Source organism: Nocardia gamkensis NBRC 108242, assembly GCF_001612985.1.
GTDB classification, from domain to species: domain Bacteria; phylum Actinomycetota; class Actinomycetes; order Mycobacteriales; family Mycobacteriaceae; genus Nocardia; species Nocardia gamkensis.
The window spans coordinates 145,380-157,231 of the sequence record NZ_BDBM01000017.1; the positions used below are offsets into that span (position 1 = coordinate 145,380).

10 protein-coding genes are annotated in these 11,852 nt (G+C 68.6%); 4 read left to right on the top strand and 6 right to left on the bottom strand.

Annotated elements, in window-relative coordinates; genetic code table 11:
- The first annotated feature begins 71 nt into the window (after positions 1-71).
- Together NG1_RS16455 and glgB are read left to right on the top strand one after the other, a co-directional pair.
- The gene (locus NG1_RS16455; RefSeq protein ID WP_062971730.1) at positions 72-2,075 is read left to right on the top strand and encodes an alpha-1,4-glucan--maltose-1-phosphate maltosyltransferase; all 2,004 of its coding nucleotides are present in this window, start codon (positions 72-74) and stop codon (positions 2,073-2,075) included.
- On the top strand, positions 2,072-4,225 hold the full coding sequence (gene glgB / locus NG1_RS16460; RefSeq protein WP_062971732.1) for a 1,4-alpha-glucan branching protein GlgB: 2,154 nt from the start codon (positions 2,072-2,074) through the stop codon (positions 4,223-4,225). Before NG1_RS16455 ends, glgB begins: the two co-directional genes overlap by 4 nt.
- Positions 4,226-4,417: 192 nt before the next feature.
- On the opposite strand, the gene NG1_RS16465 is transcribed toward glgB, so the two are convergent.
- The 3 genes from NG1_RS16465 to NG1_RS16475 form a co-directional block, all read right to left on the bottom strand.
- Positions 4,418-5,266 (bottom strand): tetratricopeptide repeat protein, encoded by an 849-nt coding sequence (locus NG1_RS16465; RefSeq protein ID WP_062971735.1) that lies wholly within the window; start codon positions 5,264-5,266, stop codon positions 4,418-4,420.
- Positions 5,267-5,327: 61 nt separating this feature from the next.
- The gene (locus NG1_RS16470) at positions 5,328-5,696 is read right to left on the bottom strand and encodes a DUF3817 domain-containing protein (RefSeq protein WP_062971737.1); all 369 of its coding nucleotides are present in this window, start codon (positions 5,694-5,696) and stop codon (positions 5,328-5,330) included.
- Between the two features lie 771 nt (positions 5,697-6,467).
- Positions 6,468-7,646 carry an acetyl-CoA C-acetyltransferase gene (locus NG1_RS16475; protein ID WP_062971739.1) on the bottom strand — a complete coding sequence of 393 codons (1,179 nt, stop codon included), beginning with the start codon at positions 7,644-7,646 and terminating at the stop codon, positions 6,468-6,470.
- Positions 7,647-7,774: 128 nt separating this feature from the next.
- Between NG1_RS16475 and mce the strand changes: the two genes are divergently transcribed.
- Complete coding sequence (mce, locus tag NG1_RS16480) at positions 7,775-8,248, top strand: methylmalonyl-CoA epimerase (protein WP_309247347.1); 474 nt, start codon at positions 7,775-7,777, stop codon at positions 8,246-8,248.
- 86 nt (positions 8,249-8,334) lie between these two features.
- On the top strand, positions 8,335-9,336 hold the full coding sequence (locus tag NG1_RS16485) for a coiled-coil domain-containing protein (protein WP_062971743.1): 1,002 nt from the start codon (positions 8,335-8,337) through the stop codon (positions 9,334-9,336).
- A 586-nt stretch (positions 9,337-9,922) separates the two neighbouring features.
- Here NG1_RS16485 and NG1_RS35715 read toward each other — a convergent pair.
- From NG1_RS35715 to NG1_RS16500, 3 genes are read right to left on the bottom strand one after another with little or no spacing between them, the layout of a single operon-like run.
- Complete coding sequence (locus NG1_RS35715) at positions 9,923-10,231, bottom strand: Rv1322 family protein (RefSeq protein ID WP_084498967.1); 309 nt, start codon at positions 10,229-10,231, stop codon at positions 9,923-9,925.
- 47 nt (positions 10,232-10,278) lie between these two features.
- Entirely contained in the window at positions 10,279-10,968 is a 690-nt protein-coding gene (gene nucS / locus NG1_RS16495) for an endonuclease NucS (protein ID WP_040865179.1), read from the bottom strand.
- Between the two features lie 37 nt (positions 10,969-11,005).
- On the bottom strand, positions 11,006-11,737 hold the full coding sequence (locus tag NG1_RS16500) for a rhomboid-like protein (RefSeq protein WP_062971747.1): 732 nt from the start codon (positions 11,735-11,737) through the stop codon (positions 11,006-11,008).
- Between the last annotated feature and the right edge of the window lie 115 nt (positions 11,738-11,852).

The window sequence follows — 11,852 nt, forward strand, 5'->3', positions numbered from 1 at the left end:
GGCGGCCGGGACGGGGCACGAAAAGATCGCCGATCCCGTCCGGAGGGACGGTTACCGGTAGGTTGGGTCCCGTGACCGGCCGCATCGCTATCGATGACACTGCACCGTCCATCCCAGGCGGCCGGCCCGCCAAGGCGGTGGTCGGCGAAGTATTCCCGGTGCGCACCGTGGTGTGGCGAGAAGGGCACGATGCCGTCGCCGCCACCCTCGTCGTCCGCGGCCCCGGCGCCTCGCGGCCCTCCCGCATCCGCATGACGCCGGACTACGAGCCCGACGTCTTCAACGCGACCTTCACCCCCAACACTCCTGGAGTGTGGACCTACCGGATCGAAGGCTGGAGCGATCCGATCGCGACCTGGCGCTCGGCGATCGAGGCGAAGCTGGCGGTCGGGCAGAGCGCCGCAGATCTGGCCAACGACCTCGAATTGGGCGCCCGCCTGTTCGATCGCGCTGCCCAGGCCGTGCCCAAGAAGCAATTCCAGCGCTTACGCGCGGTCGCGGCCGCGCTGCGCGGCGACGACCAACTGCCCGCGCGGGTGGCACCGGCCTTCACCGAGGAGGTCGCCGAGATCCTGCGCGCCACGCCGCTGCGCGACCTGGTCACCCGGGGGCCGCAGCACATCGTCCAGGTCGAGCGGCACCGCGCGCTCTACGGCTCCTGGTACGAGTTCTTCCCACGCTCGACCGGCGGCCGCGACGCCACCGGCCAACCCGTGCACGGCACCTTCGCCACGGCGGCGAAGGAGCTTCCGCGCATCGCGGCCATGGGTTTCGACGTGGTGTACCTGCCACCCATCCACCCCATCGGCGAAATCAACCGCAAGGGCCGCAACAACGCGCTCACCGCCGAGCCGGGCGACGTCGGCTCGCCGTGGGCCATAGGCTCGAAGCACGGCGGCCACGATGCCGTGCATCCGGATCTGGGCACCGAAGACGATTTCGCCGAATTCGTCGCGGCGGCCCGCGAACTCGGCCTCGAGGTGGCGCTCGACCTCGCCTTGCAGTGCGCGCCCGATCATCCCTGGGTGCAGGCGCACCCGGAGTGGTTCACCACGCTGCCCGACGGGACCATCGCCTACGCGGAGAACCCGCCGAAGAAGTACCAGGACATCTACCCGGTCAATTTCGACAACGATCCCGACGGCCTCTACGCCGAAGTGCTGCGGGTGGTCCGGCACTGGATCGACCTGGGCGTCAGGATCTTCCGCGTCGACAACCCGCACACCAAGCCCGCCGATTTCTGGGAGTGGCTGATCGGCAACGTGTGGCGCACCGACCCGGACGTCATCTTCCTGTCCGAGGCGTTCACCCGCCCCGCCCGGCTCTACGGACTCGCCCGGCGCGGGTTCAGCCAGTCCTACACGTATTTCACCTGGCGGGTGGCCAAGTGGGAACTCACCGAGTTCGGCAACGAATTGGCCGCGAAGGCCGACGAGGCCCGTCCGAACCTCTTCGTCAACACCCCGGACATCCTGCACGAGAGCCTCCAGCACGGCGGACCGGGGATGTTCGCCATCCGCGCCGTCCTGGCCGCCACCCTCGCCCCCACCTGGGGCGTCTACTCCGGCTTCGAGCTGTTCGAGCATCAGGCGGTGCGCCCCGACAGCGAGGAGTACCTCGACTCGGAGAAGTACGAACTGCGCCCGCGCCCCTTCGCCGAGGCGCTCGCGCGCGGAGAATCGCTGGAGCCGTGGCTCACCCGGCTCAACGAGATCCGCCGGGCGCACCCCGCCTTGCAACAGCTGCGCTGCCTGCATTTCCATCACGTGGACAACGACGCGCTGCTCGCCTACTCCAAGATCGACCCCGTCGGCGGCGACGCGGTGCTGGTCGTGGTGAATCTCAACCCCTACGGCGCCGAGTGGGGCATGCTCTCGCTGGATCTGCCCGCGATCGGCCGCGAGTGGCACGACCATCCGGTGGTGTACGACGAGGTCAGCGGCGAGGAATACCACTGGGCCCAGACCAATTACGTGCGGTTGGACCCCGCGCACACCGTCGCGCACATCATCGCGCTGCCCCCGGTGTCGCAGCAGGCTCGCACCGAGCTGGCCTACCGCAGGACCCTGCGATGAAACGGCGCGATCTCATGCTGCTCGCGGCGGGCACCCATCCCGACCCGCACACCGTGCTCGGCGCGCATACCCACCCCGACGGCACGGCGGTGCGGGTGCTGCGCCCGCACGCGCAGACCGTGTCGGTGCGGGTCGGCGGCGTCGATCACGAGCTGAAGTCCCTGGATCACGGCGTATTCGCCGCGGTGCTGCCGTACCCGGAGATCATGGACTATCGCGTCGTGACGACCTATCCCGGCGGTCAGACGATCATCAGCGCCGACGGCTACCGCTTCCTGCCCACGCTCGGCGAACTCGACCTGCACCTGATCGGCGAAGGACGTCACGAGCGCCTGTGGGAGGTGCTCGGCGCGCACCCGCGCCGCTACACCACCCTCGACGGTGAGGTCACGGGCACCTCGTTCGCGGTGTGGGCGCCGAACGCGCGCGGCGTCACCGTGTTCGGCGACTTCGACGGCTGGAGCGGCAACACCGCGCCGATGCGCGCGCTGGGCTCGTCCGGGATCTGGGAAGTCTTCGTCCCGGGTGTCGAGCCGGGCACCAAGTACAAATACCGCGTGCACGGCGCCGACGGGCGGACCGTCGATCACGCCGACCCGCTCGCCTTCGCCACCGAACATCCTCCGGCGACCGCGTCGGTGGTCACCGAAAGCCACCACGCGTGGCACGACCGCGCGTGGGTCGAGCGGCGTTCCGCCACCGACCCCACCCGCGCCCCGATGAGCGTGTACGAGGTGCATCTCGGTTCGTGGCGACCGAGTCTCAATTACCGCGAACTGGCCGAGCAGCTCGCCGAGTACGTGCGAGCGACCGGATACACCCATATCGAGTTGCTCCCCATCGCCGAGCATCCGTTCGGCGGCTCCTGGGGATATCAGGTCACCTCCTACTACGCGCCGACGGCGCGTTTCGGCTCCCCGGACGACTTCCGCGCGTTCGTCGACCGCATGCACGCGGCGGATATCGGCGTCCTGCTGGACTGGGTCCCGGCGCACTTCCCGCGCGACGAATGGGCGCTGGCCCGCTTCGACGGCACACCGCTCTACGAGCACGCCGACCCGCGCCGGGGCGAGCAACTCGACTGGGGCACCTATGTGTTCGATTTCGGCAGGAACGAGGTGCGCAACTTCCTCATCGCCAACGCGCGTTACTGGATCGAGGAATTCCACATCGACGGCCTGCGCGTCGACGCGGTCGCCTCCATGCTCTACCTCGACTACTCCCGCGCCGAAGGTCAGTGGGAGCCCAACGTGCACGGCGGCCGGGAGAACCTGGAGGCCGTCGACTTCCTGCAAGACCTCAACGAAACCCTGCATCGGCACCATCCCGGCGTCGTGACGATCGCCGAGGAGTCCACCACCTGGCCCGGCGTCACCCGCGGGACCGACGTCGGCGGTCTCGGCTTCACCATGAAATGGAACATGGGCTGGATGCACGACACCCTCGGGTTCCTCGGCCGCGACCCGGTGCACCGCTCCTGGCACCACAACGAGATCACCTTCTCGCTGGTCTACGCCTGGAGCGAGAACTACGTGCTGCCGATCAGCCACGACGAGGTGGTGCACGGCAAAGGCACGCTCTGGACCAGGATGCCCGGCGACGATTTCGCCAAGGCCGCGGGCGTGCGATCGCTGCTGGCCTATATGTGGGCCCACCCGGGTAAACAACTGCTGTTCATGGGCCAGGACTTCGGGCAGGTCCAGGAGTGGTCGCACGATCGCGGGCTGGACTGGCACGAACGGGACAACCCGCTGCACCAGGGCATCACAGCGCTGGTGTGCGACCTGAACGCGGTCTACCGCGCCCACCCCGCCCTGTGGAGCCAGGACACCGCCCCGGGCGGCTACGCCTGGATCGAGGCGAACGACACGGCGAACAACGTGCTGGCGTTCCTGCGCTACGGCTCCGACGGCTCCGTGCTGGCGTGCGTCTACAACTTCTCCGGGGCGACGCACGACGCGTACCGGGTCGGCCTGCCGCACCGGGGCCGCTGGCTCGAGATCCTCAACACCGACGCGGAGAGCTACGGCGGCTCCGGCCTCGGCAACCTGGGCGAGGTGCTGGCGACCGACGAGCCGTGGCACGACCGTCCCGCCTCGGCCACCGTGACGCTCGCACCGCACAGCGCGGTCTGGCTGCGTCCGGTCTAGGAACTCGAGAACCGCTACGCCTCCCGCGCACCGTGCCCGGACTGCCACCCATCATGTCCGGCGCTACAGCTCTACTGTGCACAAGCCAGGCACTCGGCAGTCGCGCGGTTCACGAGCGGCGAATCGTCCGACAGCCGGACCGGACCGCAGGCTGCGCGGCGATCCGGTTCGCGGCCACCCCGCGCGGCGAACTCAGTACAGCGCTGCGGCCAGCTTGCGGCGCGCGGCCACGACGAACGGCTCGGCCTGGTCGAACAGCTCGAACAGCTCGAGCAGGCGAGTCCGCGCCTTGGTGCGATCGTCCCCAGAGGTGCGCTTGACGACGGCGATCAACCGATCGAAAGCCGCCTCGGGCCGCTGCTGGAACAACTCGAGATCGGCGGCCTGGATCGCGGCGTCGACGTTCGACGGGTCGGCGTCGGCATCCGCGATGGCCGACTCCGGCAGTTCCTGTGCCCGGGCGAGGAAGCGGAGCTGGCGCAGCGCGCCCTTGGCCTCCTCGTTCGCGGGTTCGGCGTCGATGATCGCTTGGTAGGCGGCCTCCGCGCCGGCCAGGTCACCCTGCTCCAGCGCCGCCTCGGCCGCCGCGAAACGCGGGTCCTCGGCAGGCTCCTGTGGCTGCTCGCCACCTTCCAGCTTGCCGGCGACCGCGTCGACCACCGCGTTCAGCCACTGCCGTACCTGCGGCTCCGGTTGCGCGCCCTCGAAATCGGCCAGCGGCTGCCCGGCCGCGATCGCGATGACCGTCGGGATGCCCTGCACCCGCAGCGCCTGCGCGATCCGCATATTGGCCTCGGCTTCGACCGTGGCCAGGTCCCAGGTACCGCCGTCGGCGGCCACCAGATGCTCCAGCGTCCGCACCAGTTCTACGCTGCCCGGACTGCGCTGCGAATACAGCACGACCACCACGGGCACCTGCATGGAACGGCGCAGGACCTTGGTCTCGAAATCGGCCTCCGACACCGCGTGGTCGCCGCCTGCCGCACCGCCCGCGCTTGCCACGGGCTGCTTCAGGCTGGACAGATCGACAGCGCCGGACATGGCGGCGGCGACAGCGGGCGAAGGACGGCGTGCGGCTGGTCGATTCACGACTTCCAGTTTGTCACGACGTGGCGGATGCGGGTGCCCCGGACTCGGCCGAACCGGCGTTGCTCAGCTCACCCAACTGCCCCGAGCGCACCGCCCACACCTCGAACAGCACCGTGCAGAACGGCGGGATACTCGACAGCAGCGCGAGAACGGTCGTCTTGGCACTCCAGCCCAGCTCGCGCGCGGCGACGATCGCGGTGATCACGAACAGCACGAACACGATGCCGTGCGTCATGCCGAACACCTTGACCGGCCACAGCACCGGCTCTGGGATCCGCTTGAACACCATCCCGATGATCAGCAGAAACCAGGAGATCGCCTCCAGCACCGCGACGAATCGAAACCGCTTGGCCACCGTGCTCAGGTCGAAGACATTGCCCATGCGCCCATTGTGCCGGATGCACTACACACTGTCGTAGTGAGCTGTGTCTAATTTCCAGCGCCTGCGGCGCTGGGTGTTCGCGGCCCCCTTGTGGCTCGCGTCCGAGTGGCCGCCGCTGGCGACTTCGTCGCGGACGCGGCGGCCACTCGGACGCGAGCCGGGCCGCGAACGGAACATGCTCGGTCTCGCTTCGCTCGAAACCCGGGGTTGAGGGTGAGCCGGGCACGTCGGCATACGAACGCACGACGAAGAGCACGCAAAAACGATGGCTCTCGGTGGCACCCTCGCGTGTTCACGGCGGTCGCCCCACTTCATGTTGCGGCCCCGGCTGCTTGCCCTTGATCGCCCACGCGGCCACCGACTGCGAGCCGGCCGGGGCACGAACCGAACATGCTCGTCGCTTCGCTCGAAACTGGCGGGGCGCAACACTACGAGGACACCCGCTTGCCGTTCTGCGGAGGCAGCCCTCATCCGACGGCCCGGCTGCACGTCCCCCGGGTTGGGGTGAGCCGAGCGCGTCGGTACGCGAGTGCCGAATACAGGGCACGCGAACCGGTGGCTCTCGGTCGCACCCTCGCGTGCCCGTGGTCGCCTCGGACTCGAGTTGTGGCCCACGGCTGCTTACCCTTCATCGCCTGCGCGGAAGCCGCGCGAACGCGAGTCGGACCGGTGACGAATCTCGCCTTATTCGAATCGGCGGAACGACCGATGGCCGCCCACTCGGGACGGCCATCGGTTGATTCCTCCGCGTGGGGTGTCACCCCACGAACATCAGACGCGGACGATCAGCGCGTCGCCTTGCCCGCCGCCACCGCAGAGTGCGGCCGCACCGACGCCACCGCCGCGGCGCTTCAGCTCGAGCACCAGGTGCAGCAGGATGCGGGCGCCGGACATGCCCAGCGGGTGGCCGATGGCGATCGCGCCGCCGTTGACGTTCACCTTCTCGGGGTCGATGCCCAGCTTGCGGGTGGACGCGACGCCGACCGCGGCGAACGCCTCGTTGATCTCCACCAGGTCCAGGTCGGCGGGCGAGATGCCCTCGCGAGCGCAGGCTTTGGCGATCGCGTTGGCGGGCTGGTCCTGCAGGGTCGAGTCCGGACCGGCGACCACGCCGGCGGCGCCGATCTCGGCGATCCAGCTCAGCCCGAGCGACTGCGCCTTCTCCTTGCTCATCACCACGACCGCGGCGGCGCCGTCGGAGATCTGCGACGCGGTGCCCGCCGTGATGGTGCCGTCCTTACGGAACGCCGGACGCAGCTTGGCCAGCGACTCCACGGTGGTGTCGGCGCGAACGCCCTCGTCCGTGGTCACCAGCACCGGATCGCCCTTGCGCTGCGGCACCGCGACCGGGACCACCTCGTCGTCGAAGACGCCGTTCTTCCACGCCGCCGCCGCCCGCTGGTGCGAAGCCGCCGCGAACGCGTCCTGGTCCTCCCGGCTGATCCGGTCGGTCTCGTTGCGCTGCTCGGTGAGCGCGCCCATGGCCTGATCGGTGAAGATGTCGTGCAGGCCGTCGTAGGCCATGTGGTCGCGCAGGGTCACATCGCCGTACTTGAAGCCCTCCCTGCTCTTCTCCAGCAGGTGCGGCGCCCGGCTCATGGACTCCTGGCCGCCCGCGACGACGATCTCGTACTCGCCCGCGCGGATCAGCTGGTCGGCGAGGGCGATCGCGTTGATGCCGGACAGGCAGACCTTGTTCAGCGTCAGGGCGGGCACGTCCATCGGGATGCCCGCGGCCACCGCCGCCTGCCGGGCCGGGATCTGCCCCGCGCCCGCGGTGAGCACCTGGCCCATGATGACGTAGTCGACCTGGTCGGGCGCGACACCACCCTTCTCCAGCGCCGCCTTGATCGCGAACCCGCCCAGATCGGAACCGCTGAAGTCCTTCAGACCTCCGAGCAGCTTGCCGACCGGGGTACGCGCACCGGAGACGATCACGGAAGTGGTCACGACGAGCCTCGCATTCGTAGATCGGACCTGCTCGTGCCCGCACCGGGGCACCATGGGAGCAGGTGTTCTACTCAACGGTAGCGGGTGCGCCCTGCGCGCCCCGTGCCAGGTCGCGCTACGTTCGAATGGTGAGCAACGTTATCGAACAGTCGTCTTTCATCCCCGCGGACTACGTCACCGCGGTCGACCACGTCGGCATCGCGGTGCCGGACCTGGACACCGCGGTCGCCTGGTACGCCGAGAACCTCGGCATGATCGAGACCCACCGCGAGGTCAACGAGGCCCAGGGCGTGCACGAGGCGATGCTGTCGCTGCCGGGCGCCCCGGACCGGGCCACTGCCCTGCAGTTGCTGGCTCCGCTCAACGCGGAGTCGACCATCGCGAAGTTCATCGACCGTAACGGCCCCGGCTTGCAGCAACTGGCCTACCGGGTGACCGACATCGAGGCCGTCTCCGCGCACCTGCGCGCCAAGGGTCTGCGTTTGCTGTACGAGGCCCCACGGCACGGAACGGCCGATTCCCGCATCAATTTCATCCACCCGAAGGATGCTGGAGGTGTGCTGATCGAGTTGGTCGAACCGAACGCGAATGTTACGCACTAGTATCGCCGTCAGGTCGGGAAAACTCGTTGGAATGACATTCGCAGTCGAGTCACCATCGGCTGTCTTCAGGCTGTAGTTTGTGTGCCATGTCGTCACCCGAGTCCGATCGCAATCGCTTCGTTGCACTGCCCTTCACCGTTGTGCGCAAGGGTTATGCGCAAGACGAGGTGCGTAATTACTTCGACCGCTTCGACGCGGAACTGAGAGTCACCGCCACCGACCGCGATGCGGCTGCGGCACAAGCACGTAACCTCGCCAGCCAGCTGGAAGACGCGCGCGACGAGATCGACGAACTCCGTAAGGAGGTCGACCGACTCTCGGTGCCGCCGACCACCGCGGAAGGTATGTCCGACCGCATTTCCCGAATGCTGCGGCTCGCCTCCGACGAGGCGTCCGAGGTCCGTGCGCTGGCCCAGGCCGAGGCCGCGGAGATGGTGTCGATCGCCGAGCAGCAGGCCACCGAGATGCGTGGCAAGTACGAGTCGCTGCTCGCGGAGACCAAGGAGAAGCGCGAGGCGCTCGAAATCGAATTCGAGCAGACCCTCGCGAACGCACGCACCGAGTCCGCCAAGATCATCGAGGCCGCCCAGGCCGAGGCCGACCGCATCGCGAAGGAAGCCGACGCGAAGCGCAAGGCCACCCAGCAGGACTTCGAGGCCACCATGGCCGAGCGTCGCACCAAGCTCACTCGCGCCATGGAGGAGCTGGAAGCCACCAGCCGCGCCGAGGCCGCCCAGCGGATCAAGGACGCGACCGACGAGGCCAACCGCCTCATCACCTCCGCCACTCAGACCTCCGAGCGCAAGATCGCGCACGCGAAGGAACTGGCCGAGGAGATGCGCGTGCTGCGCGGCCGCGTGCTCGCCCAGCTGCTCGGTATCCGCGGTCAGCTCGACTCGGTGCCCGCGATGCTCGCCGCGGTCAACCGGGAAAGCGAACTGCTGGACGGTGTTCCGGATCAGCGCAAGTCGATCGGCGGCAACACAAAGTCGGTCACCGGCTCCCGCCAGAAGGCTATCCCCGAGGTCGCGACCGAGGACGAGGACATCGACTCGGACGAGCGCGAGAGCGCCGACATCAGCAACTGACGTCGGAGCAAACGGCGACAGCAGCAAATCTCAACCGAAATCACCGAAGGCCGCTCCGCACCGGGGCGGCCTTCCCTAATTCCGCCCCCGGCAGGCCCGCCGCCGCGGCGACATTCGACGACGCGCACAACACCATCTGATCAGGGACCCGGGATTCGTCATCCTCGAACAGAGTCCGTCCCGTTTCCCCGAGGAGGGACGAGATCCCTTCTACCCTCGCCAACCGCACCGGCTTCGTGACAACGAGCAGCTCCGTCGCAGGGAACTGCCGACTGCCCGTGCGGCTCATGTCGTCGATGACGCGGGATTCCGCGATGCCCAGTCCGCGCCGACGCCACCGAGCAGTTCGGCTACGAATGCAGGTCACGCCCGCCCCACCATGCAGCGGCTGTTCGCCGAACGCGGCGGCGACCCGGACCATCAGACGACCAGCGGCTCTCGTGCCGCCGCAATCGTCGCCAGGTGCTCACCGTCAAGCCGCCGGGACAGTACTGCGGGTCAGGCGCGCAGACCCTCCCGCAATCGACCGACCTCGCCCATCCGCTGCCGACCTACTCGCCCGCGACGATGCCTCCGCGACGCGGCGTCAGGACCACCGACGAGTGATCCGGCGCGTCTGTCGCCCGTTCCAGCACCCACTGTGCCAATGCCTGCGGTCGTCTTCGCCGCCGTACGCGGGCCATGCGACGACGTGGGCGACCCCTGGCGGGATCTCGTGGTCACAGCCGGGGCAGCGGTAGGTCTTGCTCGCGCGGGCGCCAGGAATGGCGCGCACCACATACGTCTCCGCACCGTCCGGACCGGCCTCGGTCCGTCCGAAGACGTCTCCCAGTGGTGCGCCACCGGCCCGCGAGCGCTCTGCGTAGCGATCCGAACGCGGTTTCCGGCGAGGCATGCGACAAGGGTATTACTCGCCCCTGCGCACCCCGCACTGCCCTGAGTTCAGAACAAGCGGAATTCGCTGCTCTCCGTGCCACGCAGGGCGTCGTAATCGAGTGTGAGGCAGCGGATGCCGCGATCCTCGGCGAGCGTGCGCGCCTGCGGCTTGATCTGCTGCGCGGCGAAGACGCCCGCGACCGGAGCCAGCAATGGATCCCGGTTCAGCAGCTCCAGGTAACGGGTGAGCTGCTCGACACCGTCGATCTCGCCGCGCCGTTTGATCTCCACCGCCACCGTGCCGCCGTCGGCATCCCGGCACAGCAGGTCCACCGGGCCGATCGCGGTCATGTACTCGCGGCGGATGAGCGTGAACCCGGCGCCGAGCGTGTGCACGTGCTCGGCCAGCAGCTCTTGGAGGTGGGCTTCCACCCCGTCCTTCACCAGGCCCGGGTCGACGCCGAGTTCGTGGGAGGAGTCGTGCTCGATGTCCTCGATGGTGATGCGAAGTTCCTCGCCGGCCTTGTTGGTGACGACCCACAACGCCTTCGCACCGTCCGGTAGCTGCGCGTCACCGTTGCGTTCGTCCAGTCGGCAGGGCGGGCTCATCCAGTTCAGCGGCTTGTACGAGCCGCCGTCGGAGTGCACGAGCACCGAGCCGTCCGCTTTCATCAGCAGTAGCCTTCGGGCCATCGGAAGATGGGCGGTGAGTCGCCCTACGTAGTCGACCTGACAGCGAGCAATCACTAGGCGCACCCAAGCACTGTAGGCGAGCGCCCTATCGCGGCTGCCGTCAGCCCATGAGCAGAATCGCCGCCAGCACCGCGCTCGCGGCGAGCAAGGCGCCCTCGATCCGGGTGAGCCGTCGCCGGATGGTCGTCCTGGACCAGATCATGAAGAATCCGACCGCCGTGCCGATCGTGAGCGCCACCAGGTGCCCGGCCTGGGTGAAGGTCTGTCCGATCAGCACACCCTCGACCGCGACGATGAACCACACCGTCGACCAGGCGATGCGCCATCGGTACGGCATCGCGGCGACGAGCGCGCCGATCAGCGCCATGGCCCCGTAGCTGACACCGACGTCCTCGGCCCAGCGGATGCTCGCGGGGACCCACCCGGCTCGCACGCCCACCCACAAACCCGCCGCGACGAGCAAGGTGGCGCCGACGTGGCCGACCAGGAACACCCGCACCAGTCTCAGCGCGCCGAAGCGCAGCTCGGCGAGGGCGAGCAGACAGGCGAGCAAGGGGATGATGACCCACGACCCGACGGCGTCACCGATCACGAACGCGCTCGCGAGCAGCGTTCCCAACCGGCCGCTCAACAGGTTGTGCAGATTCGTGCTCGCGTGCAGCACCATCCTGGTCTGCGCGGAGTCGCTCAGGGCCGAGAAGATCGCCGAGACGACGATCAGCCCCGCCAAGTACGCCGCCGTCGCGGGCAGCCTCGGCCGCCACCAACGCGCTTGCGCCGATGTGGCGGGCTCGACCGGCGCCGGGCGATCCGGCGTCGTCGCGACGACCATACATACCTCCGTTGCTCGCGTGAGACGGCCTCCCCGCCATCCATGATCCCGACCGCACGCTGCGTACGCTTGTATTTCCCTGCGATCGTGCTGCGAAACACACGGTTCGCTCGAT